The sequence below is a fragment of the Sphingomonas adhaesiva genome, assembly GCF_002374855.1.
GTDB classification, from domain to species: Bacteria; Pseudomonadota; Alphaproteobacteria; order Sphingomonadales; family Sphingomonadaceae; genus Sphingomonas; species Sphingomonas adhaesiva.
On the sequence record NZ_NWVC01000003.1, the window covers coordinates 205,159 to 229,496 of the forward strand.

The window sequence follows — 24,338 nt, forward strand, 5'->3', positions numbered from 1 at the left end:
GAGGCGTCAACCCCGCGGCTCAGCGCCGGTCGGGGGTGGCGCGCCACGCCAGCAGGAAGCCGGCGCCGAGCACGAGGTCGATGATCGCGAACGGCGCGACGGCGCGATCGGCGCCGCCGGTCGCCACCAGCCACAACGCGGGAACGCCGAACGCCAGTTTCTCCGCGACGCCCGCCAGCATGACCGGATGATAGCGGACGGGATCGCCGCCGACGATCCAGAAGACGATCTGGAACGCCAGCGCGGTGAAGGCAAAGGCCAGCGGCGGCAGTTGCGGCGCCGCGCCGCCGGCGGGCGAGGCGAGCAGGCTGGCGAGCAGGGCGATCGTGCCATAGAGCGCCGCACCGCGGAACCAGCGCGCGACCCAGCGTGGCACGTCGGCGTCGTTCAGCACAGGCTTACCCTTCCACCGGCATGGCGCTCCAGCCGGCCGGCGAGTTCGAGTTCCAGCAGCACCATCTGCACGATCGCGGGCGACAGCCCGGACTGGCGGACGATGTCGTCCACGCCCACCGCGACGGAGGCGAGCAGGCCCTCTACCCGACGGCGCTCGGCATCGCTGGCATCCTCAGGCGGGGATGGCCGCCAGGGCGCGGCGGGCGCATGGACCGCCGCGCGGGCGTCGATCGGGCGGATCTGTTCCAGCACGTCGTCGGCGCTCTGGATCAGCGTCGCCCCGTCGCGGATCAGCGCGTTGCAGCCGTGCGCGCGCGGATCGAGCGGGTGGCCGGGCACCGCCATCACCTCCCGACCCGCCTCGCCCGCCAGCCGCGCGGTGATGAGCGAGCCGGAGCGCGGCGCTGCCTCCACCACCAATGTCCCCAGCGACAGGCCCGCGATGATGCGGTTGCGGTGCGGGAAATGGCGCGCGCGCGGTTCCGTGCCCGGCGGCATCTCGGCGATCAGCAGTCCTTCCTGCGCGACCCGTTCCTGCACCGCGGCATTCTCCGGCGGATAGACCACGTCGATCCCGCCCGCGATCACGCCGATCGTCGCGGGCAGTGCGCCTTCGTGTGCGGCGGTGTCGATCCCGCGGGCCAGCCCCGACACGACCGTCGCGCCGCGTGACGACAGCGCGTGCGCGATCTGCCGCGCGAAGCGGCAGGCCGCGGCGGAGGCGTTACGCGCGCCGACCATCGCGACGGGCAGCCGCGCCGCCAGCGACAGGTCGCCGCGCGCGGTCAGCACCGCCGGGGGATTGTCGCTTTCGGCCAGCAGGCGCGGATAGTCGGTATCGCCCAGGAACAGATGGCGTGCGCCGATCCGCGAGAGCAGCGCGCTTTCCCGTTCGGCCAGCGCCACCGGCGGGACCATCGGGGCGCGACCGCCGCCGCGCCGTGCCAGATCGGGCAGCGCATCGATCGCGGCGGCGGCGGTGCCGAACCGCGCGATCAACTGGCGATAGGTGACCGGCCCGATCGACGGCGTGCGAATCAACCGCAGCCGTGCCAGCGCGTCACTCACCCGCGCCGCTCTCCGCCGGACGGTCCGCAGGCGCCGCCGTCTTCGCGCCGACGCGCGGCTCGGTCCCGTCGATCAGCCGCGCGACATTGGCGCGATGCTTCCACAGGACGATCCCGGCGAGCGCCATCAGCAGCGGGACGATGTCGAACCGCCCCAGCATCGCGGCGGCCACCGGCGTGCCGATCGCCGCGGTCATCCCCGCCAGCGAGGAGATGCGTGTCGCGGCGAGCAGCCCCAGCCACAGCGCGGCGAACACCAGCCCCAGCGGCCACCACAGGCCCAGCGCGATGCCCATCAGCGTCGCCACACCCTTTCCGCCGCGGAACCACAGCCACACCGGATAGCAATGGCCGACGAATGCGCCCGCGGCGGCCAGCGCGGCGTTGCCGGGCAACAGCCAGGCCGCCAGCAGCACCGCCGCCAGCCCCTTGCCCATGTCGAGCAGCAGCGTGGCCGCGGCCAGCCCCTTGCGCCCGGTGCGCAGCACGTTGGTGGCGCCGATATTGCCCGAGCCGATCTGCCTGAGGTCGCCCGCGCCGAACGCGCGCGTCAGCAGCACGCCGAACGGGATCGAACCCAGCAGATAACCGCCGAGCAGCGCCGCGACGGGCGGCATCCAGACGATGGCGTTGGTCAGCGTTGATCCCCTTTTGTCCCGCTTCTAGCGAAAAGCGCGCGGCGATGCCATGCCCAGATTTGCGTCATCTGATTGCCGGGCGCCGGCACGTCACCTAAGCGGGGCAGGATGAGCGATGCGCGCCCGATCCTGTTCTTCGATTCCGGTGTCGGCGGCCTGTCGGTGGTGGCGCCGACGCGCGCGCTGCTGCCGACCGCGCCGATCGTCTATGCCGCCGATTCGGCGTTCTTCCCCTATGGCATCCGCAGCGAGGCGGAGATCGCGGCGCGCGTCCCCGCGCTGCTGGGACGGCTGGTCGAGCGGTATCGCCCGCGGCTGGCGGTGATCGCGTGCAACACCGCCTCGACGATCGCGTTGCCGGCGGTGCGCGCTGCGCTGGACGTGCCGGTGGTCGGCACCGTCCCGGCGATCAAGCCCGCCGCCGCGATGAGCGCGACGCGCGTGATCGGCGTGCTGGGCACCGAGGCGACCGTGCGCCAGCCCTATGTCGACGACCTGGCGGCGCGGTTCGCGGCGGATTGCACGGTGCTACGCCACGGATCGGCGGGGCTGGTGACGCTGGCGGAGGCGGAACTGGCCGGCAAGGTCGCGCCGGAGGCGGCGGTGGCGCGCGAACTGGACGGGCTGTTCGCGCAGCCGGGCGGCGACCGCATCGACGTGATCGTCAACGCCTGCACGCATTTTCCGCTGCTGGCGGCGCAACTGGCGGCGGTCGCGCCCGGCGTGCGGTTCGTCGATGGCGGCCCGGGAATCGCGCTGCGCATCGCGCACCTGACGCAGGGACAGTCGTGGCCCGACCGCGCCGCGCCCGGCACCCTGGTGTTCACCGCCGGGGGCGAGCGCGAATCGCGGATCGCCGCGACGCTGGCGCAGAGAGATTTCGGCAAGACGGAGTTGCTATAACCCGCGCGGGGTGGGACAATTTGTCCTAGCCGTTCGATCAGAGAGACCAAGGATGCCGACTGGTCAGGCGATGGAGAGGGGAGTAGGGGTACGGCCCATGACCAGCGATAGCGATACGCGCGCCGTGGATTACTCGCGCGTGTTCACCCAGGCGATCGACCGGCTCCATGCGGAGGGCCGCTATCGCGTGTTCATCGACATCCTGCGCAACAAGGGGATGTTCCCCAATGCGCGCTGCTTCGCCGGGCATAACGGGCCGAAGCCGATCACGGTGTGGTGTTCGAACGACTATCTCGCGATGGGGCAGCACCCCAAGGTGATCGCCGCGATGGAAGAGGCGCTGCACGATGTCGGCGCCGGTTCGGGCGGCACGCGCAACATCGGCGGCAACACGCATTACCATGTTGACCTGGAAGGCGAGCTGGCCGACCTGCACGGCAAGCAGGCGGCGCTGCTGTTCACGTCGGGCTATGTCTCGAACGAGGCGACGCTGTCGACGCTGGCCAAGGTGCTGCCGGGCTGCATCATCTATTCGGACGAGCTGAACCACGCCTCGATGATCGCGGGCATCCGCAACGCGGGCTGCGAGAAGCGCGTGTTCCGCCACAACGACCTGGCGCATCTCGAGGAACTGCTCGCTGCCGACGATCCCGCCACGCCCAAGCTGATCGCGTTCGAAAGCGTCTATTCGATGGAGGGCGATGTCGCCCCGATCGCCGCGATCTGCGACCTGGCGGACAAGTATAACGCGCTGACCTATCTGGACGAGGTCCATGCCGTCGGCATGTACGGCGCGCGCGGCGGCGGCATCTCGGAACGTGACGGCGTCGCGCACCGGCTGACGATCATCGAAGGAACGCTGGGCAAGGCGTTCGGGGTGATGGGCGGCTATATCGCCGCGGACCGCACGATCGTGGACGTCATCCGCAGCTATGCACCCGGCTTCATCTTCACCACCTCCTTATCGCCGGTGCTGGTCGCGGGCGTGCTGGCCAGCGTCCGCCACCTGAAGCAGTCGAGCGTCGAGCGCGAGGGGCAGCAGGCCGCCGCCGCCACGCTGAAGGCGATGATGCGCGATGCCGGCCTGCCGGTGATGATCGGCGAGACGCATATCGTCCCGGTGATGGTCGGCGACCCGGTGAAGGCCAAGAAGATCAGCGACATCCTGCTGGCCGAATATGGCGTGTACGTGCAGCCGATCAATTATCCGACCGTGCCGCGCGGGACCGAGCGGCTTCGCTTCACCCCCGGCCCGGCGCATGACGAGGCGATGATGCGCGAACTGACCGACGCGCTGGTCGAAATCTGGGGCCGGCTGGAGCTGCGCATCGCCGCCTGATCGCGGCGGCGCGACGGATCACTCCTCGCGCCGCACGCCGTCCAGTGCAGCGTCGTGGTGCGCACGCTCCCGCGCATGGGCCTGTTTCTGCGCCTTCGTGCGGCCGAAGGCGGCGCGATTCGCCGCCGCCTGCACCGTCGCGGCGGCGCGCGCCTTCGCCTTGCGGGCGCGGTTCAGGTTGACCACGTCCGCCATCGCGGTCAGCCGCGCACCTGCTTGGCGATACCGTCGAGCAGGCCGTTGACGAACCCCGCCTCGCGCCGTTCGTAGAAGGCGTGGGCCACATCGACATATTCGGTGATCACCGCGCCGACCGGCACGTCGGCACGCGCCAGCAATTCCCACGTGCCCGCGCGCAGGATCGCCTTCATCGGGCGGTCCAGCCGCTCCAGCGTCCAGCCGCTGGCCAGCTTCTCCGCGATCAGCCGGTCGATCTCGCCCAGCCGCGCGTGCGCGCCGGTGACGATATCGTCGAAGAACTGGACGTCGGCCTCGGCATATTCGACGTCCTCGATGACGGCGCCCAGCCGATGGTGATGGAATTCGTGGAGCAGCGCGGGGATCGCGGTGCCTTCCATCTCGTGCTGGTACAGCGCCTGGACGGCGGCGAGGCGCGCGGCGGCGCGGCTCTTGGATCGGGCAGCGGTTCGGGACATGGGCGCGCGCTGTACGCCGGTCGCGCGCGTTCGTCACCCCCGCGCGGCGTGTTGATCCGTATCAGGCAGTTTTCCGGCAACGTCGGCGTGCGGCATCCGTTCGTTCACGGTCCGCCACTTGCGGGCGCCATCGCATGACCACCGGATAGCAGAGGAGAGCAGACATGGGACTGTTCACCAAGGATATCGAAACGCTCCACGACCTGTTCCTGCATCAGCTGCAGGACATCTATTATGCGGAGAACCAGATCACCAAGGCGCTGCCCAAGATGATCGACAAGGCGACGTCGCCCGAGCTGAAACAGGGGTTCGAGACGCACCTGCGCGAAACCGAAGGGCAGATCGCGCGCCTGGAGCAGGCGTTCGAGGCGCTGGGCGAAAAGGCCAAGGCGGTGAAGTGCCCGGCGATCGACGGCATCATCAAGGAAGCCAACGAAGTCGCCGGCGAGGTCGCCGACAAGGCCGTGCTGGACGCGGCGCTGATCGCGGCGGCGCAGGCGGTCGAGCATTACGAGATCACGCGCTACGGCACGCTGATCGCCTGGGCGCGCCAGCTGGGCCATACGCAGGTCGCCGGGCTGCTCGAGGAAACGCTCGCGGAAGAAAAGGCCACCGACGACAAATTGACGACGCTGGCCGAAAGCAAGGCCAACGCCGACGCGGAATTGGCCACCGCCTGACGGAGCGGAGGGGCGCCCGACCTGGCGCCCCTTTTGCCGTCAGTGATTGATACGAATGCGCAGCGCGACCGAGCGTGCGTGTGCCGGCAATCCCTCGGCTTCGGCGAGCGCGATCGTCGCGGGGCCGAGTTCGCTCAGCGCGCTTTCGTCAAGCTGCAGGAAGCTGGTGCGCTTCATGAAGTCGGTGACACCAAGCCCGCTGGCGAACCGCGCGCGCCGCCCGGTCGGCAGGACGTGGTTCGGCCCGGCGACGTAATCGCCGATCGCCTCAGGCGTGTGGCGGCCCAGGAACGCCGATCCGGCATGACGCAGCCGGTCGAACAGCGCCTGCGGATCGTCGCACGCCAGCTCGACATGCTCGGGGGCCAGCCGGTCGACCAACGGCATCGCATCCATCAACGTCGGAACGACCACGATCGCGCCATTATCCTCCCACGCGACGCGCGCCACGGCGGCGGTGGGCAGGGTTTCCAGCTGCGCCATGACGGCGTCGGCGACGCGGGTCGCGAACTCGCCGTCGTCGGTGAACAGGATCGACTGGGTGGTCGTGTCATGCTCGGCCTGGCTCAACAGGTCGGCGGCGATCCAGTCCGGGTCGTTGGCGCCGTCCGCCACCACGACGATTTCGCTGGGGCCGGCGACCATGTCGATCCCGACCACGCCATAGACCTGCCGCTTGGCCTCCGCGACCCAGGCGTTGCCGGGGCCGGTGACGACATCGACGCGCGCGATCCGTTCGGTACCGTAAGCGAGCGCGGCGATCGCCTGCGCACCGCCGACGCGCCACACCTCGTCCGCCTGCGCCAGATGCGCCGCCGCCAGCACCAGCGGGTTGACCACGCCGTCGGGGGTCGGCGTGACGACGACCAGCCGTTCCACCCCGGCGACGCGCGCGGGGATCGCGTTCATCAGCAACGTGGAGGGATAGGCCGCGCGGCCGCCGGGCACGTAGATCCCCGCCGCATCGACCGCACGCCACCGCGCACCCAGCCGCACGCCGGCGGCGTCGGTGAAGGCGGTGTCCTCCGGCCGCTGCTTCTCGTGATAGGTGCGGATGCGCGCCGCGGCGAGTTCCAGCGCGGCGCGCAATTCCGGCTCCAGCCCCGCGAAGGCGGCGGCGCAGGCGGCGGCGTCGAGGCGCCAGCCGGTATCGTTCAGGTCGTGGCGGTCGAGCTTCTGCGTGAAGGCGTGGAGCGCGGCGTCGCCGTCGTCGCGGACGGCGCGGATGATCGTGGCGACGTCGCAGGCGACGTCGACGGCGGTTTCGCGGCGGGCGTCGACCAGCGCGTCGAAGCGGGTGGCGAAATCGCCGTCGGCAGTTTCGAGGCGGATCATGCCGCGCGCGCCCCGGCGACGGCGGCGCGGAATGCCTCCACCAGCGGGAAGACGTGCGCGCGGGTCTTCATCGCGGCGCGGTTGACGACCAGCCGCGCCGACACGTCCATGATCCGCTCCACCTCGACCAGCCCGTTTTCCTGGAGCGTGCGGCCCGACGACACCAGATCGACGATCCGCGTCGCCAGCCCCAGCGTCGGCGCCAGCTCCATCGCGCCGTTGAGCTTGATACACTCCGCCTGCACGCCGCGCCGGGCGAAGTAACCCGCTGTCACATGGGGATATTTGGTGGCGACGCGGACGTGGCTCCACCCGCGCGGATCGTCGCTGGCGGCCAGGTCCGCCGGTTCCGCCACCGACAGCCGGCAATGGCCGATGTCGAGATCGACGGGGGCGTAGAGTTCCGCATAGTCGAATTCGGCGAGCACGTCGGAGCCGACGATGCCGAGCTGCGCGGCGCCGTGCGCGACGAAGGTGGCGACGTCGAAGGCGCGCACGCGGATCAGTTCGATGCCCGGATCCTGCGTGCGGAAGCGCAACGCGCGGCTCTTTTCGTCGCCGAACGCGGGTTCCGGAACGACGCCGGCGGCGGCGAGCAGCGGCAGCGCCTCCGCCAGGATGCGCCCCTTGGGCACCGCGATGACGATGGGGGAGGGCGAAAGCGACGGCTGGGACATGGTCCGGCGCTTTACGGAAGGGGGAAACAGCGCGCAATGATGCGTTGAGCGAGGAGGAAACGCATGGCCGGAGAGCAGGAAAACCGCGCGGCGTTCGAGGTGCAGGCGCAATATTGCGACGCGATGGCCGCGCCGGTGACCGCCCGGATCAGCCGCGCGCTGGGTAGAACGCTGGACCGGACGACGAAAACGGGCGTCCGCGTGCTCGACTGGGCGGGCGAACCAGTGGCCGATGCGGTGGTTCTGCGGCTGATCGGGGGTGTCCATGCGCTGTTCCGGCGCGGTGGCGACGACGATCTGGCGCGGTTGTTCGCCGCCGATGCGTTGGATTCGGCGCGGACGGACGCGCTGATCGCGCGCATCGTGGCGCGATATGACGCGCAATTGCTGCCATGGCTCGACGGACCGCCGCAAACCAACGAGGCGGCGCGGTCCGCCGGGCTGATGACCGGGCTGCTGCATGTCGCGGCGCGGTTCGGCCCGCGCATCGAGGTGATCGAGATCGGATCAAGCGCGGGGCTGAACCTGCTGATCGGGCGGATGCGGTTCGACCTGGGCGGGGTGACGACGGGGCCGGTCGATTCGCCGCTAACGATCCGCCCCGAGTGGCGCGGCCCCCCGCCGCCGGCGGCGCAGGTCGAGGTCACCGGCGCGCGCGGCGTGGACATCGCGCCGGTCGACGTCGCCGATCCGCGCGCCGCCGAGCGGCTGGAAGCCTATGTCTGGGCCGATGCGGCGGAGCGACAGGCGCGGCTGGCGACCGCGATCGCGATGGTGCGGGGGGGCGGCGTCGACCTGGTGCAGGGCGACGCGCCCGAATGGGTCGAGGCGCGACTGGCCGAGCCGCAGGCGGACGGGGTGACGCGGGTGCTGATGCATTCGGTGGTGTGGCAATATCTGCCCGCCGCCGGGCGCGAACGCATCCGTGCCGCGATGGCGGCCGCGGGCGCCCGCGCGACGCCCGAGCGGCCGCTGGCGTGGGTGATGATGGAGCCGAACCGCGACCTTCACCGGCATGAGGTGCGCGTGCAATGCTGGCCGTCGGACGCGGCGATGCAGCTGGTGGCGCTGACCCATGCGCATGGCGCGTGGGTGGAGGGACTGGCCCCGCCGTACGAGACGCGCGATTATGTGATGCGGCGCGGGGCGTATGAGTGAGGTGGCGGGGGCCGGGGGCAAGGTTTGCGGGGGCGTTGCGAGGTTCGTCTGGCCGGCCGCATAGGGTCTGCCGCCCCGGACCTGATCGAGACCCTGCGAACGTCCGATCCGTCATGCCGGACCTGTTCCGGCATCCACTGCGCCGCGTCCTCGCAAGGCGTTGATCTTGCGGCACGGTGGACCCCGGAACGCGTCCGGGGTGACGGGGGCCGGGCGGGGTGGTCGGCCGCGCGCGTCGCCCCAGCGCAGGCTGGGGCCTTTTGGTGAGGGGGCGGGGCAGGAGCCGCGGGAGATCCCGGCCTTCGCCGGGATGACGTGTGCGGCCGGGATGACGTATGTGGCGGGTGGCGGGTGGCGGGTGGCGGGTGGTGGCGGGGGCGGGGCGCTTTCGTCGCGCGCCCGCCCCGTTCGTATCAGCGTCCCAGCAGGACGCGGGCCTGGCCGGCGATCTGGGCCAGCATCGCGGCATTGGGGGCGGCGGCGTTGCGGGCGCGGTCGATGACGGCGCGGAACTGGCCGATGCGCGCGGCATTGGCGGCCAGCCAGCGGGCGACCAGCTCCTCCGGATCGGTCTTCCCGCCGCGATGCAGGAAATCGAGCCGCAGCTGCTGGAAATCGCGCGCCAGCCCGGCGATCAGCAGGCGTTCCCACGGATCGCTGGAGGTGATGCGCATCGCCGCAGCCTGCGCCCAGTCCAGCCCCAGTGCCTGGCCGAGCCGGGTGAAGGCGCGTGCCAGCCGGGTTTCGTCCAGCTTGGTGCGATGGCCCAGGTCCGCCAGCCCGATCGCGCCGTCGAGCTGGAACAGCCGCACGACCCGCGCGGTCAGGTCCGCCGGGGCGCCGGCCTGTTCCAGCATGTCGGCGATGCGGCGGCTGTGCGCGCGCGCTTCGTCCATCAGCAGTTCGTCGGCGGCGGCGTCGAGCCGTTCGACCCCCTTCGACAGGCGGCCCAGCGCGTCGGACGGCGCGGTGCCGGAGATGGTGGCGCGCAGCAGGTCGGCGATGTGCGAGCGGACAGCGACGGCGACCTGATCGAACAGCGCCAGCCGCCCGCTTTCGGGCATCGCGGCGGTTTCGATCGCCTGCCACAAATCGGCAAGGCCGAACTGGCGTTCGACGACGACGAACATCGCGGCGATATCCGCCAGCGCGGCGCCTTCCTCCTCCGCCAGTTCGAACGGGTGGAGGATGCCGATGCGGTTGACGATGCGGTTGGCGAGCTTCGTCGCGACGATTTCCCCGCGCAGGCGGTGGTCGTCGATCGCCTTGGCGAAGCGTTCGCGCATCGCGGTGGGGAAGGCGGCGTGCAGGTCCGGCAGCAGCGCCGGGTCGCTGCCCAGCGGGGAGCGTTCCAGTTCGTCCTGCAACGCCAGCTTCGCGGTCGCCAGCAGCACCGCCAGTTCGGGGCGGGTCAGCCCGCGCCCGTCGCCGACGCGACGCAGCAGGTCGACGTTGCTGCCCAGCCCCTCGACCCGGCGGTCGAGCCGGCCGGCATCTTCGAACACCTCGATCAGGCGGACGTAGCTGGGCAGTCCCTGCGCGCCGTCGCGCTCCGCGATCGACAGCGCGAGCGTCTGGAGCCGGTTGTCCTCCAGCACCAGATGCGCGACGTCGTCGGTCATGCTGCCGAGCAGCGCGTTGCGATCCTCGAACGCGAGCCGCCCTTCGATCATCTCGCGGTTGAGCGCGATCTTGATGTTGACCTCATTGTCCGAACAATCGACGCCGGCCGAATTGTCGATGAAGTCGGTGTTGATCCGGCCCCCGGCGGCGGCGAAGGCGATGCGCGCGGCCTGGGTGACGCCCAGGTTCGCGCCCTCGCCGATGGCGACCGCGCGCAGATCCTCGGCATCGACGCGCAGGCGGTCGTTGGCGGGATCGCCGACGGTGGCGTTGTTTTCCGCCGCCGCCTTCACATAGGTGCCGATGCCGCCGAACCAGATGAGGTCGACCGGGCTTTTGAGGATCGCGGCGATCAGTTGCGTCGGTTCCAGCGCATCGGCCTGGATGTCGAGCGCGGCCCTGATCTCCGGCGACAGCGGGATCGACTTCATGTCGCGCGCGAACACCCCGCCACCGGGCGAGATCAGCGAGCGGTCGTAGTCGAGCCAGCTGGAGCGCGGCAGCGCGAACAGCCGCGCACGCTCGTCCCAGCTGGCCGCTTCATCGGGCGTGGGATCGAGGAAGATGTGGCGGTGGTCGAACGCGGCGACCAGCCGGATCGCCTTCGACAGCAGCATCCCGTTGCCGAACACGTCGCCCGACATGTCGCCGCACCCAACGACGCGGATCGGCTGGGTCTGCACGTCCAGCCCGCGTTCGGCGAAGTGGCGCTGCACCGATACCCACGCGCCCTTGGCGGTGATGCCCATCGCCTTGTGGTCATAGCCCTGCGACCCGCCCGAGGCGAAGGCATCGCCCAGCCAGAAGCCGCGTTCCAGCGCGATGGCGTTGGCGACGTCGGAGAAGGTCGCCGTGCCCTTGTCCGCGGCGACGACGAAATAGGGGTCTTCGCCGTCATGGATGGCGACCCCTTCGGGATGCACCACCGCACCGCCGACGATATTGTCGGTGATCGACAGGAGGGTACGGATGAAGATGCGATACGCCTCCGTCCCCTCCGCCAGCCAGGCGTCGCGGTTCGACGGGCTGGGCAGCTGCTTGGCATAGAAGCCGCCCTTCGCGCCGGTGGGGACGATGACGGCGTTCTTGACCCGCTGCGCCTTCATCAGGCCCAGGATCTCGGTGCGGAAGTCGTCGCGGCGATCCGACCAGCGCAAGCCCCCGCGCGCGACCGGGCCGGCGCGCAGGTGGATACCTTCTACCCGGGGCGAATAGACCCAGATCTCGCGCCACGGCAGCGGAGCGGGCAGGCCGGGAATCTGCGCGCTGTCCAGCTTGAACGCCAGCGCCTCCGCGGCGGCGGGGGTGAAGGCGTTGGTGCGCAGCGTCGCGTCGATCACCGCGCGGAAGGCGCGCAGAATGCGATCGTCGTCGATCCCGGTGATCGCATCCAGCCCGGCGGCGATCGCGGCATCGGCGGCATCGGCGTCGAGCGTGCTGGCGGGATCGTGGCGCGCGGTGAAGCGGTCGACCAGCGCCTGCGTCACCGCCGGGTTGCGCGCCAGCGTGTCGACGACATTGGCGATGCCGTAGCTCATCCCCGCCTGGCGCAGGTAGCGGAACCAGGCGCGGAACAGCACCACCGCCGACGGGGCCAGCCCCGCCTCCAGCATCAGGCGATTGAACAGGTCGTCCTCGGCGCGGTCCTCCAGCACCTGCGCGATCGCCTCGCGCAGCGTGTCGGCGGCGGACAGCACGGCGGGGATGTCCGCCGCGGTTTCCAGCGTGAAATCGTGGATCGAGGAGCGTTCCTCGTCGCTGAGCGAGGTCGGCACCTCCTCGATCACGCGGAAGCCGAAATGCTCCAGCGCGGGGACCGCATCGGACAGCGCGAGCGCGCCGCCCTGGCGATAGACCTTGAGGTGGAGCATCCCGTCGCCGCCGCTGGTGAAGCGCACCTCGCGGTCGGCATCGCCCTCCAGCTGCGCGATCGACACGATGTCGCGCGCCGCCTCGTCCGCGGTGGCGCCGGTGCGGTAGCGCGCCGGGAAGGCGGCGGCGTGGCGCAGCGCCAGGCGGGCGGCGCGTGCCGGCCCGACCTCGTCCGCGAGCGCGGCCTCGATCGAGGGCGCCCAGCCGCGCACCATCTTTTCCAGCTGGTCGTCGAGCGTGGTGGCGTCGGGCAGGCGGCCGGGGCCGCGCAGGTCGATCGTGTAGCGGACCAGCGCGATGCGCCCGTCGTCGACGCTGGTCGCCCAGTTGAGCAGCTGGCCGTTGGCGGCCTCCGCCAGCATCTGCGCGATGGCGGTGCGGCGCGCGGTGGTCAGCTCGTCACGCGGCAGCCAAACGAAGGCGTAGAGGTGCCGCCCGAGCGGGGAGGGGGTGAGCACCAGCTTGGGGCGCGGGCGGTCGGCCAGGCTCATCGCGGTGAGCGCCAGTTCCTCCATCGCCGCGGCGCCGACCGCGACCATCACGTCATGCGGCAGCGTGGCGATGGCATGGGTCAGCGCCTTGCCGGTGTGGCCGGCGGGGTCGAAACCGAACTTCTCCTCGCTCGCCGCCAGCCGCTGGCGCAGCACCGGCACGCTGCGCGGCGGCGCGTTGAGCGCGGCCGAGGTCCACAGGCCGGCGTGGATCGACAGGCCGGTGACTGTGCCGCCGGTCATCACCGGCACCACCACCAGATCCAGCGGCACGCGGCGATGGACGGGGGAGATCAGGCTGGATTTCAGCAGCAGCGGCGCGGCATTGCCCGCGACGAAATAGTCGATCGCCAGCCGCCGCGACCGGTCGGCCAGGACCGGCACCGCATGGTCGTGGCGCATGATGCCCAGCGGCGCATCGGCATCGGCATGGCCGTCGACATGCCAGCGTTCGTGGCCCAGCAGCGTGAAATGCCGGTCCAGGAACCAGCGCAGCAGGCTGGCCCCCTCCGCATCGCCGCCGGTATCGTCGAGCATCCCGGCATCGGCGGCCAGCCGCGCCTGCATCGCGCGCCAGTCGGCCACCGCAACGCGCACGTCGGCCAGCAGCCGCTCGATCTCCTCGGTCAGCGCGCGGCGGTCCTTGGCGTCGACGCGCTCCAGCTCGACGTAGATCATCGATTCGCGCGCGCCGCCGTCGTCCTCGATCCCCGTCAGTCGCCCGGCGGCATCGCGGGTGACGCGGATGACCGGGTGGATGACGCGATCGACCGCGATGTCGCGGTCGCCGATCGCCGCGGCGACCGAATCGACCAGGAAGGGCATGTCGTCGTTGACGATCGCCAGCCGCATCCGCCGCCGCGTGCCGTCGCCGGGCAGCGCCTCCAGCGCGATCGCGGGGGTGCCGGGCGCACGCTCCGCCGCGGTCTGCGCCAGGAACTCGGCGGCCTCGGCCTGCTGGTCCGCGCCGAAGCCGATCAGTTCGCCGGGCAGCGCGCGATGGGTGAGCCGCTCCGCCAGTGCGTGCGACAGTATCTTGAGAGACTTTTCGACCATGAAGCGGGCTATGCGCCCACCGCGTTACCGGCTCAAGGCTTGCTGCAACGCAAAATTACGGCGCATCAGCCCAGCCGGCGCAGCACGCGTTCGGCCAGCTTCGCATCGTCCGCGATCGTGCCGACCACCGCGATGCCGCCCGCGGTGACGCGGCCCAGCAGCACCACGGGGGCGCCATCCTCCAGCCCGCAATCGATCGCGACCTCGGCGAGCGTCGCGCGTTCGGTCAGCGGTGCGGCGGTCTTGCGCGGCGCGGGGGCGGGGCGACGGGCGGCGCGTTCGTCGGCGACGATGCCCTTGATCCCGCCCTCGGCCGATTCGAGCACGCGCGCCAGCCCGCCTTCGGGAACGCCGACCCGCTGCGCATAGGCGAGCACGGTCGCCACCTCGGTCAGGCGCGTCTTGTCGTGATCGGCGCCGAACACCAGCTTGGCGATCGCGGTCATCGGCGCGCGCGGCTGCGCCTTGATCCCGGCATCCTCCAGCATCGCGGCCAGCCGCTCGCCGTCCTGCGCGGCGGCCAGCGCGAAATCGTGCGCGCGGCCCAGCGCGCGGTACAGCGCGGCGTGGCTGCGCGTCGCGGCGGCGCGTGCGGAGGCGGCGCTGTCGCGCGCGGCGGCCAGCCGGTCGTCGAGCGAATCGGTCGCCTCGCCTTCGTCCTGCGTCCCCGCGCTCGGCCCGTCGGCCCAGGCACGCGAGGGCGTGGGCACCGGATCGTGGCGCGGACCGCGCACCGCGACCGCGGCGGCCAGTTCGGCATCCAGCGCGGCCTGATCGTCGACCGGAACCATCTCGCGCCAGTTGATCACGCCGTAGATGAAGTCGATCGTCTCCGCATCGGAGGAAAAGGGCATCAGGATGCCGCGGTACAAGGTGGTGTGCCCGCGCGCGCCGACGAACTCCGCCTCGAACCCGATCGGCGCGCGATTGGCGATGATCTGCAGATAATGGTCGGTCAGCCGCGACAGCAGCGAGCGCGCGGGGACGTCGCTGATCCGCGCCAGCGGCCCGTCGACGCCGCATTCGTCGCGCAGCGCCTTGCCGATGAACTGGATCGAGGGATTGTCGAGCCCCGCGCTGAAATCGAGCAGCACGCTGTTCGGGCCGAAATCGGCGATGCTCTCCGGCTCCAGGTCCGCGATCGCGGGATAGGGGCGGTCGCGCAGCAGCGATACCCAATGGTTGTAGGCGCGCACGTGCATGCGCCGTTCGTCGGTGCCGATCGCCAGCTCCGGTTCGCCCACCCCGCCATGGGTCGGCTCGCCATCGTCGTGGCGGGGATCGTCATAGCCGCGCGCGGTGTCCATCGTCGTCGTCCCGGTGTGGGGCGTCGGTTCGCCCTGTCCAGACCGTGCTGTGCACCCTGCGTGGTAAACGCGGCGTAAAGGCCGACGGCGCTTGCCAGCCCCCCGATCACCTGTTAAGCGCGCCCTCCACGACGCCCCTGGGCAGTTCGTTGGCCGCTTTAGCTCAGCTGGTAGAGCACATCATTCGTAATGATGGGGTCACAGGTTCGAGTCCTGTAAGCGGCACCACACTCGTGACATCAGGTCCCTAGAGGGCAAAGCCGGGCACCCGTCCGCGACGGTAATGGCGTTTCGCGTTTGACTTGTTGGAAAATGTTGCTCAAATGTTCTCGCTGCAATGGTGGGCGGGGCGGCATGAACGGCACATCACGTGGTAGCAAGTCGAGCGCTTTTTCATGGTGGCTGCGGACAGGCAGGCTGCCGCTAGCGGTCAATCCTGACGGTCTAGAGCTCAAATTCAATCCATGGCACGATCCGGCGGACGGTCGGTTCACCTTTGTCGGCGCTGGACGCCATTACGGCGCCAGCCAGGCCGACGCGGCTGGCGGGGCGAGCAGTCGCACGTCCGACCGCACTGTTGCCGCGACCGCTTTAGCGGACCGTGGCAAATCGCGAACCGGGACACGGTCGCATCGGAAAACATCGCGTGCCGGACCACCGGCGAGTGGCGCCCACAGGTCGGCGAGACCCGTTGCGCCCCCCATGCAACCCGAACGCGGCGAAGGAGGACTGTCCGGCGACCACCGAAACCCTGTCACCGAATTCGTCGGTGGCGTTGGCGAAGGACTTTACGAGGTTGGGAAAGGAACGGTGGCGGGCCTACACGCCGCGCTGACGACGAACCTAGCGACCACGGTTCGCGGCGCAGGTCGCGGGATCGCAGGCGTGATCGATGCCGCCATCGCTGCCGAGGATACGCCCGCTCGCATCCAGGTTTCGCGCGCGGCAAGCGCCGTTGCCAGCGCTTCGGCGCGGGATATCGGCCGTGCCACGGGAACCATCGCCGGCAATATTGCGCTTGCGGCGGCACCAGGAGCTACCCTCTCCAAGGCAGCTGCGTTGCGCCGACTTCGCATGGCGAGGCCGCGACCGACCTATGAGCCGCCGCAGATCGACAGGGTAAGGGAGACGACCAGGTCAAAAAGGTCCTGGAAACCCTATAACGACGCTGCCCCTGGCGCGCGCGCCGGTCAGGCACCGACGCTGATGCGAACGATGGCGGACGGCTCGAAGCGGCCCGTAAAGTTCGACGGCATCCAAGGCGATTACGTGATCGACCGGAAATGGAAAGTGGTCGATGGCCCACGCGCGCGAGCCCAGATCTTGCGGCAGTCGCAGGTGTTGGCAGAACATCGCCTGATCGGATTGTGGGAGGTTCCTACGTCTGTTCAGAAAGCCAAAGCGCTCAAGTTGCTCAAAAAGATGAGTATCACGAACATCCACGTAAAGGTCGTGAAGCCATGATTGCTATGCAGGTCGCGGATATCATCGCAGAGTATGTCGTGTTCCTCACCTTGACGGACGAGGATGAGCTCAATCTCGACACTGCCGTGAAGATGACGGAATCTCTCGCTGACCATCTCGAAGAGATGGATAAGGGATTTCTTCGCGAGCTGGTGGATGCCTTTCCCGTTATAGCGGAGGAATACAGCGGCGAGGCGAAGGAGGTGGTGCGCAATATCGCCTACAGCTTCTACCTTGAGGAGGCGCTCGCAGCCGACGATCCTGTCAGGCTAGCTGAACTGGCGGCACTGCGCGACGCACGGGATTGAGCGGGCGCGTCACGGACCGGCGCGCCCGGGATAACGAACAACATCACGACGCGGTGATCGGGGCGCGGCCCGGTGCGATGATGTGCGATGATGAACGCCGCCGCCACGGCTGCTATCGTGACCGGCGGGATGCGTTCGAGCGAGAACGCTACGACCAGCCCCAAAGAGGGCGATGCGTGTCCATGGGCGCCGGCGCGTCACTTATTCATGCGACAGGCGGCGTGCCGGGCGGTGTCGCGGGGATGACCTCGAGGATCACGTCGCCGGCCTCGAGGCATTGCGCCTCGCGCTCCCAGAAGCCGAACATGGCGTCGCCGCGATAGATACGGTGGCCGAGACCGGTCGTTATCGTGCGCAGTGCCATGCCCACCTCCGCGGCGGTGACGGGGCGCTCGCGCAGGGCGACGCGGCCATCGGTGGCAGCCAGATCGGCCATATAGTCGGCCAGATGGGCGCCGTGGGTCGATCCGGCGAGCAGCAGTCCGGCGAAGCTGGCCGGGTTGATGACCGTATTCGCACCGGCCTGCCGGGCGATCGCTTCATTGTCCTGCGACCGGATCACGACACTGACGGGAAGCGCCGGGGCGATCCGGCGTGCGGTCAGGACGATCAGGATCGAGGTATCGTCACGTCCGGCCGCGACGATCAGCGCACTGGCCGTGCCGACCCGGACAGCCTGCAGCGCGGCATCGCGGGTGGCGTTGCCTTCCATGACCGCGACGCCCAGCGCCTCCGCCCGGCGCAGCGCGGCGGAGTCCTCGTCGATGACGACGATCGTGTCGGGATGCGCACCGCGGCGGATCAGTTCGCTCGCCGCTTCCGATCCGCTGTTGCCGAAACCGGCGATGACGACATGGTCGCGCAGCTGTTGCTGGATCACCGACATGCGCCAGCGCTGCCAGACGTTCTTGAGCAGGAAATCATAGGCGGTTCCCAGAAAGATCAGCCACACGAACAGCCGGATCGGCGTGACGACGAACGTGTCGAACAGGCGCGCCTGCTGCGTGACCGGCACGATGTCGCCATAGCCGACCGTCGTGACGGTGATCATGGTGAAGTACAGGATGTCGGCGAAGGTGACCGGCGCGCCCGACGACTGGCGCAGGCCATCGCGATCGAACCAGTGGACCGCGAGCGCGATGCCGATCAGCGCGAAGGCGAGCAGCGCGCGCCACGACAGCGCCAGCCAGACGGGCGTGCGGCTGGGCCGGTACAGGTGATAGTGCGGCGTTTGATCGTCCCTGTGCATCGCCGGCCGCGGATCAGCTGTTGGCGGTCGAGGCGGGATTGTCGCGCCGCGGCGCCTCGAACGTCGCCCAGTCGCCCTCGCCATCCGGACGCGGCGGCGGACCGGCGATGCTGTCCGGTTCGCTGATCGCGCCGATGCGGACGCGGTGCAGATGCACCTTGGCGATCATGTTGGCGGAAATCGGCGCGGTGATGAACAGGAACAGCGAGATCAGCAGTTCGTGCGCGGTCCAGATGCCGAGCCGCGTCTGGAAATAGGCGACCGAAGCCAGCAGCAGCGCGCCGAGGCCCAGGGTCGTCGCCTTCGTCGGGCCGTGCAGCCGCTCCATCGTCGAGGGCAGGCGGACCAGCCCCCAGCTGCCGATCAAGGCGAAGCCGGCGCCCAGCAGGAGCAGGGCGGCGATGACGACGTCCGCGATGACGCTCATTCCACGATGTCCCCGCGCAGGATGAACTTGCAATAGGCGATGGTGCTGACGAACCCGACCATCGCCAGCAGCAGCGCCGCCTCGAAATAGGTATCGTTGCCGCCGATCATGCCGATCAGCACGATTAGCGCGATGGCGTTGATGACCATCGTGTCGAGCGCGACGATCCGGTCGCCCAGCGCCGGGCCGCGCCACAGCCGCCATCCGTTCAGCAGCAGCGCGAGCGCGATGCAGCCGGCCGCGATGTGAAGTGCGATGCCGATCATGCGAACACCCGTTGCAACCGTGTTTCGTAGCGCGTCTTGATCCGCGCGATCTCCGCCTCCGCATCGTCGACGTCGAGCGCGTGGACCAGCAGATAGCGGCCATCGGCCGACACATCGGACGATACCGTGCCGGGCGTCAGGCTGATCGTGCCGGCCAGCATCGTGATCGCCTCCGGCGTGGTCAGGTCGATCGGCACGACCAGCCAGCGCGCGCGCAGATCCCCGTTGCGGCGGAACAGGATCAGCCACGCGACCTGGAAATTGGCGACGATGATGTCGAGCAGCACGATCCCCAGATAGCCGAGGAAGGCACGCCCGAACCGCATGCGGGGTCGGTCCGGCCAGAACGGCTGGGTGAATTTCGGCAGCACGAGCGCGAACACGCCGCCCAGCACGATCCCGCCGACGGTGATGCTGTTGGCCATCAGCAGCCACACGATCAGCAGCATCGCCGACAGCGCCGGATGCGGCAGCAGGCGGTTCATCGCCCATGCCCCAGGACGGCGGCGACGTAACGGTCGGGGGCCATCACCTGCCGCGCGGCGGCCCGTGCCTGAACCGTGACCCACCCGCCCGCGACGGTCAGCAGCGCCAGCAACGCCAGCAGGGCGAGCGGGGCGGCCAGATCGGCGCGCGACCGCGCGGGTGCGGCGACGGGATCGGTGCCGGGCGGTGCCGCCTTCCAGAACAGCGTCGACCCGCTGCGCGAAAAGCCGACCACGCCGATCAGCGTCGATGCCAGGATCGTCGCCCAGATCGCGGGCCAGCCCGGCGCGTCGTAGCTGGCATCGAGGATCAGGAGCTTGCCGACGAACCCTGCCAGCGGTGGCAGGCCGACCGCGGCGACGGCGGCGATCAGGTAGAGCAGCCCTGTCGCATCCTGTCCGGCGAAGCGCGGGCTGGGCACGATCGCATCGGCATATTGCCCCCGGCGGCGCATTGTCGCGTCGGCGACGAGGAACAGCGCCGCACCGGCCAGCGTCGCCTGTACCAGATAGTAGAGCGCGGCGGCCAGCGTCGCCTCGCGCCACGTGGCCACCGCCATCAGCAGGGTGCCGGTCGACGCCAGCACCGCAAAGGCGGCCTGTTCGCGCATCCCGCGCGCCACCAGCACGCCGACGAAGCCCAGCACCGCCCCGGCGATCGCGGCGGGCAGCAGATAGGGGGCGGGCACCCACGCCGCCGCGCCCGCCCGGGCGCCAAGGATCAGCGGGACGGTGCGGATCATCGCATAGACGCCGACCTTGGTCATGATCGCGAACAGCGCGGCGACGACCGGCATCGTCGCGGCATAGGTGCGCGGCATCCACAGGTGGATCGGCACCACCGCCGCCTTCAGCGCGAACACCGTCACCAGCAGCAGCCCGGCGACGCGCAACAGCCCCTGATCCGCCGGCCCCAGTGCCGCGACGCGCACCGCCAGGTCCGCCATGTTGAGCGTCGCGGTCAGCCCGTAGAACAGGCCCATCGCGATCAGGAACAGCGCCGATCCGACGATGTTGACCACGACATAGGCGACGCCGGCCTTCAGCCGCAGCGCCCCCTGGCCGTGCAGCATCAGGCCGTAGGACGCGATCAGCAGCACTTCGAAGAAGACGAACAGGTTGAACAGGTCGCCGGTCAGGAACGCGCCGTTCAGCCCCAGCAGCTGGAAATGGAACATCGGGTGGAAATGCCAGCCCTTGCGATCCGCGCCGGTGGCGACCGCGTGGCCCAGCACGACGAGCGCCAGCACCGCCGCCAGCACCAGCATCGCCGCGGCGAGGCGGTCGACCACCAGCACGATCCCGAATGGCGCGGCCCAGGCGCCCAGCGCATAGCAGCGGATGGCATCGTCCTGCACCATGGCGAAGAGCGCGAGCGCGGCGACGAGCATCGCCACGCCGCCGCCGAACGACAGCGCCACGCTGACGATCCGGCGCCGGCGCATCACCAGCATCGTCACCGGCGCCATGACGGCGGGCAGGACGATCGGCGCGACCGGCAGGTGATCGACGAGGGTCATGCCGCATCCTCCCGAACCACCGGTTCGGCGTCGCCGTCGACCTGGTCCGACCCGCTTTCGAGGAAGCTGCGCAGCGACAGGATGACGGTCAGCGCCGTCATGCCGAAGGTGATGACGATCGCGGTCAGCACCAGTGCCTGGGGCAGCGGATCGGCATGGGTAACGACGCCCTTCGCATAGAGCGGCGGCCGGTCCACGATCAGCCGCCCGATCGCGAACAGGAACAGGTTGACCGCATAGGACAGCAGGGTCAGCCCCAGCACGACCTGGAAGGTCCGCCCGCGCAGGGCCAGGTAGATGCCGCCCGCGACCAGCACCGCGATCGCGGAGGCGACCAGGAACTCCAGGCTCACGACGGCTCCTCCGCGGCTTCGGCCTTGGCGGCGCGCTGGGCGATCTGCGCCAGCTGCGCCAGCGCCATCAGCACCGCCCCCATCACGACGCAGGCAACGCCAAGGTCGAACAGCATCGCGGTGGCCAATTCGAACTCGCCGATCAGCGGCAGGTGGAAATAGCCGAAGCTGCTCGACAGGAACGGCGCGCCGAAGACCAGCGAGCCGAGGCCGGTGGCCGCCGCGATCAGCACGCCCGCGCCGATCAGCGCATGTTCGCCGAACTTGCGCCGCTGGTCGGTCCAGTCGAAGCCGGACGCCAGATATTGCAGCAGGATCGCGATCGAGAAGATCAGCGCGGCGATGAACCCGCCGCCCGGCTGGTTGTGGCCACGCAGGAAGACATAGCTGCCGACCAGCAGCGCCAATGGCAGCAGCAGCCGTGTCGCCATCACGAACATCATCGGATGGCGTTCGGGCGAATGCCGGTCGTTCGACCGCCATTCGCGCAGCCGCCGACCCGCCACCCCCCGCGCGGCGGGTTCGAGCAGCGCGTAGATGGCCAGCCCGGCGATGCCGAGCACGATGATCTCGCCCAACGTGTCGAACGCGCGGAAATCGACCAGCGTCACGTTGACGACATTGGTGCCGCCGCCGCCCGAATAACTGTTGTCCCAGTGGAAGCGGGAGATGCCGGGACGCTCCGGCCGGGTCATCATCGCCCATGCCAGCCATCCGACGCCAAGGCCGCCCGCCGCCGCAATCGCACCATCGTGCAGCCGCCGGGGTGGCGCCGACAGGCGCGGCGGGCGCCCCGGCAGCAGGTGCAGCGCCAGCAGCATCAGCAGGATCGTGACGACCTCGACCGCGATCTGGGTCAGCGCCAGATCGGGTGCCGACAGGTGGATGAAGGCCAGCGCCATGACGAGGCCGATCACGCTGATGAAGATCAGCGCCAGATAGCGCCGCCGATCGGCGGCGACGACGGCGACGGTCGCGGCGACCAGCGCGAACCACGCGACGATCGCGACGGGCGATGCCGATGTCGTCGGACGATCGCCGGCAGCGATGCCGTGCCGAACGGCCGCCTCGATCCCCAGCGTCAGCGCCACCGCGAACAGCACCGCGAGATAGCGTTGCAGCGATGCGACGTGCAGCGCGCCCGACAGCCGGCGGAGCGTGGCGACGAGGCGCGCGATCGCGGCATCGAACAGGCGCTTGGCATCGGGCGCGGGCACGCGCGCCGCGAGCGCCGCGACCGGGCGGTAGCAGGCGAGCAGCAGGACCGCCGCCGCGACGGCGCCCGCGCTCATCAACAGCGCCGGATTGATGCCATGCCACAGCGCGAGGTGCAGGTCGGGCGCCGCCCCGCCGGTCACCGCCGCGCTGGCAGCGGCGACCAGCGGCCCCGCCAGCGTCATGGGCAGCAGCCCCAGTCCCAGCGCCAGCATGGCGAGCATCGCAGGGGGGGCAAGCAGCAGCACACCGGGATCGTGCGGGGCCGCGACGTCCCCGGTCCGGCGTTCGCCGAAGTGGAGGGCGACGGCGTAGCGCAGCGAATAGGCCGCCGACAGCAAGGCGGCGAGCGTGGCGAGCATGGGTACGAGCAGCGCCTGTCCGGCGAGCAGCGTATGCGCGCTTTCCTCCAGCATCATCTCCTTGGAAATGAACCCGCCGAGCGGCGGCAACCCCGCCATTGCGGCGGCGGCCAGCACGCCCAGCGTCGCGGTCAGCGGCATGATCGCGGCCAGCCCGCCCAGGCGGCGGAGATCGCGCGTGCCGGTTTCATGGTCGACGATCCCGGCGTGCATGAACAACGCCGCCTTGAACGCGGCGTGATTCACGATGTGGAACACCGCCGCGCTTACCGCAGCCCCTGTGCCGAAGCCGAGCAGCATCACCATCAGCCCCAGCTGGCTGATCGTCGAATAGGCCAGGATCGCCTTCAGATCGTGGCGGAACAGCGCGACGCCGGCACCGAACAGCATGGTCGCCAGCCCGGCGACGGTCACGATGCCGAACCACCATTCGGTGCCCGCCAGCACCGGCCACAGCCGCGCGAGCAGGAACACGCCCGCCTTCACCATCGTCGCGGAATGGAGATAGGCGCTGACCGGCGTCGGCGCGGCCATCGCGTGCGGCAACCAGAAATGGAACGGGAATTGCGCCGACTTGGTGAAGGCGCCCGCGAGGACCAGGATCAGGATCGCGGGGTATAGCGGCGAGGCCTGCACCGCGTCGGCGCGGGTCAGGATCGTCGCCAGATCGTAGCTGCCCGCCGCCTTCCCCAGCAGGACCATCCCCGCGATCAGCGCAAGTCCGCCGCCGCCCGTGACGGTCAGCGCCATGCGCGCGCCCTGTCGCGCCTCCGCCTTGTCGCGCCAGAAGCCGATCAGCAGGAACGAGGCGAGGCTGGTCATTTCCCAGAACACCAGCATCAGCAGCACGTTGCGCGACAGCGCGATGCCCACCATCGCCCCCTGGAACAACATCAGGAACGACAGGAAGCGCGCGGTCGGCTCGCCCGGTTTCAGATAGCCGTGCGCATAGACGACGACGAGCAGACCGATGCCGAGGATCAGCCCGGCGAACAGCAGGGCCAGCGGATCGAGCCATAGCGCGAGGTCGAGGCCAAGCGTCGGCAGCCATGCGATCGTCACCATCGGCATACGCCCCGACAGCGCGGCGCCCGCCTGCGACAGCAATGCCGCCAGCCCGCCCGCGCTGGCCGCCGCGGCGATCGTCACATGGAGGCGGCGCGACGCATCGCGGGTCGCCATCAGCGCGACGACCGCGACGAACGGGGCCAGCAGAAGAAACAGCAGTATCATCACCGCGCGCCCGGCTGGAATGCCGTTGCCGCGCGGTCCGCGCGGCTGGCCCCCCGCGGGGCGATCCCGTCAGTCCGGGGGCATGGCGCCGGTGCTTGGGGGATGATGATAATCCGATCGAGCAAGTGGTCGCTCCAGGCATGGCAATTCGCCGTTGGCGGCCCGACCAACGTGAGAACCTGCCCGCGCGACTTCCTCGCGAACACCCGCCATGGCGTAGTGCACGATGCGTTCGACGTTCACAACCCGGGTTCGTCC

General features: G+C 70.0%; 22 protein-coding genes and 1 tRNA gene. 7 read left to right on the plus strand and 16 right to left on the minus strand.

Annotation, left to right across the window (positions count from 1 at the left end; genetic code table 11):
* Window positions 1–19: 19 nt before the first annotated feature.
* The 3 genes from COA07_RS08425 to plsY are packed head-to-tail and all read right to left on the minus strand — an operon-like array spanning window position 20 to window position 2,080.
* Window positions 20–394, minus strand: coding sequence for a hypothetical protein (locus COA07_RS08425; protein WP_066709214.1), 375 nt, complete (start codon window positions 392–394; stop codon window positions 20–22).
* A complete protein-coding gene (gene dprA, locus COA07_RS08430; RefSeq protein WP_066709212.1) occupies window positions 388–1,464 on the minus strand; it encodes a DNA-processing protein DprA in 1,077 nt (358 codons plus the stop codon). The genes COA07_RS08425 and dprA overlap by 7 nt, the downstream gene beginning before the upstream one ends.
* Window positions 1,457–2,080, minus strand: coding sequence for a glycerol-3-phosphate 1-O-acyltransferase PlsY (gene plsY, locus COA07_RS08435; protein ID WP_066709209.1), 624 nt, complete (start codon window positions 2,078–2,080; stop codon window positions 1,457–1,459). Before plsY ends, dprA begins: the two co-directional genes overlap by 8 nt.
* A gap of 129 nt (window positions 2,081–2,209) precedes the next feature.
* Between plsY and murI the strand changes: the two genes are divergently transcribed.
* A complete protein-coding gene (murI, locus tag COA07_RS08440) occupies window positions 2,210–3,004 on the plus strand; it encodes a glutamate racemase (protein ID WP_066709206.1) in 795 nt (264 codons plus the stop codon).
* 97 nt (window positions 3,005–3,101) lie between these two features.
* Window positions 3,102–4,343 (plus strand): 5-aminolevulinate synthase, encoded by a 1,242-nt coding sequence (hemA, locus tag COA07_RS08445; RefSeq protein ID WP_066709203.1) that lies wholly within the window; start codon window positions 3,102–3,104, stop codon window positions 4,341–4,343.
* Window positions 4,344–4,361: 18 nt separating this feature from the next.
* On the opposite strand, the gene COA07_RS08450 is transcribed toward hemA, so the two are convergent.
* Complete coding sequence (locus tag COA07_RS08450) at window positions 4,362–4,538, minus strand: DUF4169 family protein (RefSeq protein WP_083956793.1); 177 nt, start codon at window positions 4,536–4,538, stop codon at window positions 4,362–4,364.
* 5 nt (window positions 4,539–4,543) lie between these two features.
* Window positions 4,544–4,999 carry a transcription antitermination factor NusB gene (gene nusB, locus COA07_RS08455; RefSeq protein ID WP_066709194.1) on the minus strand — a complete coding sequence of 152 codons (456 nt, stop codon included), beginning with the start codon at window positions 4,997–4,999 and terminating at the stop codon, window positions 4,544–4,546.
* Window positions 5,000–5,163: 164 nt separating this feature from the next.
* On the opposite strand from nusB, the gene COA07_RS08460 reads away from it, so the two are divergent.
* The gene (locus COA07_RS08460; RefSeq protein ID WP_066709191.1) at window positions 5,164–5,679 is read left to right on the plus strand and encodes a YciE/YciF ferroxidase family protein; all 516 of its coding nucleotides are present in this window, start codon (window positions 5,164–5,166) and stop codon (window positions 5,677–5,679) included.
* A 39-nt stretch (window positions 5,680–5,718) separates the two neighbouring features.
* Here the strand turns inward: COA07_RS08460 and hisD are convergent, their stop codons facing one another.
* A complete protein-coding gene (gene hisD, locus COA07_RS08465) occupies window positions 5,719–7,014 on the minus strand; it encodes a histidinol dehydrogenase (RefSeq protein WP_066709188.1) in 1,296 nt (431 codons plus the stop codon).
* Window positions 7,011–7,691 (minus strand): ATP phosphoribosyltransferase, encoded by a 681-nt coding sequence (gene hisG / locus COA07_RS08470; protein WP_066709185.1) that lies wholly within the window; start codon window positions 7,689–7,691, stop codon window positions 7,011–7,013. The genes hisD and hisG overlap by 4 nt, the downstream gene beginning before the upstream one ends.
* Window positions 7,692–7,754: 63 nt before the next feature.
* Between hisG and COA07_RS08475 the strand changes: the two genes are divergently transcribed.
* Window positions 7,755–8,849, plus strand: a complete 1,095-nt coding sequence (locus COA07_RS08475; RefSeq protein WP_096640797.1) for a DUF2332 domain-containing protein — start codon at window positions 7,755–7,757, stop codon at window positions 8,847–8,849.
* Window positions 8,850–9,262: 413 nt separating this feature from the next.
* Here the strand turns inward: COA07_RS08475 and COA07_RS08480 are convergent, their stop codons facing one another.
* Window positions 9,263–13,891, minus strand: a complete 4,629-nt coding sequence (locus COA07_RS08480) for an NAD-glutamate dehydrogenase (protein ID WP_066712410.1) — start codon at window positions 13,889–13,891, stop codon at window positions 9,263–9,265.
* A 65-nt stretch (window positions 13,892–13,956) separates the two neighbouring features.
* On the minus strand, window positions 13,957–15,198 hold the full coding sequence (locus COA07_RS08485; protein WP_096640799.1) for a PAS domain-containing protein: 1,242 nt from the start codon (window positions 15,196–15,198) through the stop codon (window positions 13,957–13,959).
* 152 nt (window positions 15,199–15,350) lie between these two features.
* Between COA07_RS08485 and COA07_RS08490 the strand changes: the two genes are divergently transcribed.
* The 3 genes from COA07_RS08490 (at window position 15,351) to COA07_RS08500 (ending at window position 16,970) form a co-directional block, all read left to right on the plus strand.
* Window positions 15,351–15,426, plus strand: a tRNA-Thr gene (locus tag COA07_RS08490).
* Between the two features lie 474 nt (window positions 15,427–15,900).
* A complete protein-coding gene (locus COA07_RS08495) occupies window positions 15,901–16,662 on the plus strand; it encodes a hypothetical protein (protein ID WP_157085204.1) in 762 nt (253 codons plus the stop codon).
* On the plus strand, window positions 16,659–16,970 hold the full coding sequence (locus COA07_RS08500; protein ID WP_066709838.1) for a hypothetical protein: 312 nt from the start codon (window positions 16,659–16,661) through the stop codon (window positions 16,968–16,970). Before COA07_RS08495 ends, COA07_RS08500 begins: the two co-directional genes overlap by 4 nt.
* A 205-nt stretch (window positions 16,971–17,175) precedes the next feature.
* On the opposite strand, the gene COA07_RS08505 is transcribed toward COA07_RS08500, so the two are convergent.
* The 7 genes from COA07_RS08505 to COA07_RS08535 are packed head-to-tail and all read right to left on the minus strand — an operon-like array spanning window position 17,176 to window position 24,080.
* Window positions 17,176–18,219: a potassium channel family protein gene (locus COA07_RS08505; protein ID WP_066709841.1), complete on the minus strand. Its 1,044-nt coding sequence runs from the start codon at window positions 18,217–18,219 to the stop codon at window positions 17,176–17,178.
* Between the two features lie 13 nt (window positions 18,220–18,232).
* On the minus strand, window positions 18,233–18,646 hold the full coding sequence (locus tag COA07_RS08510) for a Na+/H+ antiporter subunit G (protein WP_066709844.1): 414 nt from the start codon (window positions 18,644–18,646) through the stop codon (window positions 18,233–18,235).
* Entirely contained in the window at window positions 18,643–18,912 is a 270-nt protein-coding gene (locus tag COA07_RS08515) for a K+/H+ antiporter subunit F (protein ID WP_066709846.1), read from the minus strand. Before COA07_RS08515 ends, COA07_RS08510 begins: the two co-directional genes overlap by 4 nt.
* Window positions 18,909–19,397, minus strand: a complete 489-nt coding sequence (locus tag COA07_RS08520; protein ID WP_066709848.1) for a Na+/H+ antiporter subunit E — start codon at window positions 19,395–19,397, stop codon at window positions 18,909–18,911. Before COA07_RS08520 ends, COA07_RS08515 begins: the two co-directional genes overlap by 4 nt.
* On the minus strand, window positions 19,394–20,917 hold the full coding sequence (locus COA07_RS08525; RefSeq protein WP_066709851.1) for a monovalent cation/H+ antiporter subunit D: 1,524 nt from the start codon (window positions 20,915–20,917) through the stop codon (window positions 19,394–19,396). Before COA07_RS08525 ends, COA07_RS08520 begins: the two co-directional genes overlap by 4 nt.
* Window positions 20,914–21,270 (minus strand): Na+/H+ antiporter subunit C, encoded by a 357-nt coding sequence (locus COA07_RS08530; protein ID WP_066709854.1) that lies wholly within the window; start codon window positions 21,268–21,270, stop codon window positions 20,914–20,916. The genes COA07_RS08525 and COA07_RS08530 overlap by 4 nt, the downstream gene beginning before the upstream one ends.
* Window positions 21,267–24,080: a monovalent cation/H+ antiporter subunit A gene (locus tag COA07_RS08535; RefSeq protein WP_066709856.1), complete on the minus strand. Its 2,814-nt coding sequence runs from the start codon at window positions 24,078–24,080 to the stop codon at window positions 21,267–21,269. The genes COA07_RS08530 and COA07_RS08535 overlap by 4 nt, the downstream gene beginning before the upstream one ends.
* Window positions 24,081–24,338: the final 258 nt, after the last annotated feature.

Coding starts and splice junctions, on each gene's coding strand:
- plsY (WP_066709209.1), bottom strand. CDS start 2,080: ATGCCGCCCGTCGCGGCGCTGCTCGGCGGTTATCTGCTGGGTTCGATC.
- murI (WP_066709206.1), top strand. CDS start 2,210: ATGAGCGATGCGCGCCCGATCCTGTTCTTCGATTCCGGTGTCGGCGGC.
- hemA (WP_066709203.1), top strand. CDS start 3,102: ATGACCAGCGATAGCGATACGCGCGCCGTGGATTACTCGCGCGTGTTC.
- COA07_RS08450 (WP_083956793.1), bottom strand. CDS start 4,538: ATGGCGGACGTGGTCAACCTGAACCGCGCCCGCAAGGCGAAGGCGCGC.
- nusB (WP_066709194.1), bottom strand. CDS start 4,999: ATGTCCCGAACCGCTGCCCGATCCAAGAGCCGCGCCGCCGCGCGCCTC.
- COA07_RS08460 (WP_066709191.1), top strand. CDS start 5,164: ATGGGACTGTTCACCAAGGATATCGAAACGCTCCACGACCTGTTCCTG.
- hisD (WP_066709188.1), bottom strand. CDS start 7,014: ATGATCCGCCTCGAAACTGCCGACGGCGATTTCGCCACCCGCTTCGAC.
- hisG (WP_066709185.1), bottom strand. CDS start 7,691: ATGTCCCAGCCGTCGCTTTCGCCCTCCCCCATCGTCATCGCGGTGCCC.
- COA07_RS08475 (WP_096640797.1), top strand. CDS start 7,755: ATGGCCGGAGAGCAGGAAAACCGCGCGGCGTTCGAGGTGCAGGCGCAA.
- COA07_RS08480 (WP_066712410.1), bottom strand. CDS start 13,891: ATGGTCGAAAAGTCTCTCAAGATACTGTCGCACGCACTGGCGGAGCGG.
- COA07_RS08485 (WP_096640799.1), bottom strand. CDS start 15,198: ATGGACACCGCGCGCGGCTATGACGATCCCCGCCACGACGATGGCGAG.
- COA07_RS08495 (WP_157085204.1), top strand. CDS start 15,901: ATGCAACCCGAACGCGGCGAAGGAGGACTGTCCGGCGACCACCGAAAC.
- COA07_RS08500 (WP_066709838.1), top strand. CDS start 16,659: ATGATTGCTATGCAGGTCGCGGATATCATCGCAGAGTATGTCGTGTTC.
- COA07_RS08505 (WP_066709841.1), bottom strand. CDS start 18,219: ATGCACAGGGACGATCAAACGCCGCACTATCACCTGTACCGGCCCAGC.
- COA07_RS08510 (WP_066709844.1), bottom strand. CDS start 18,646: ATGAGCGTCATCGCGGACGTCGTCATCGCCGCCCTGCTCCTGCTGGGC.
- COA07_RS08515 (WP_066709846.1), bottom strand. CDS start 18,912: ATGATCGGCATCGCACTTCACATCGCGGCCGGCTGCATCGCGCTCGCG.
- COA07_RS08520 (WP_066709848.1), bottom strand. CDS start 19,397: ATGAACCGCCTGCTGCCGCATCCGGCGCTGTCGGCGATGCTGCTGATC.
- COA07_RS08525 (WP_066709851.1), bottom strand. CDS start 20,917: ATGACCCTCGTCGATCACCTGCCGGTCGCGCCGATCGTCCTGCCCGCC.
- COA07_RS08535 (WP_066709856.1), bottom strand. CDS start 24,080: ATGATACTGCTGTTTCTTCTGCTGGCCCCGTTCGTCGCGGTCGTCGCG.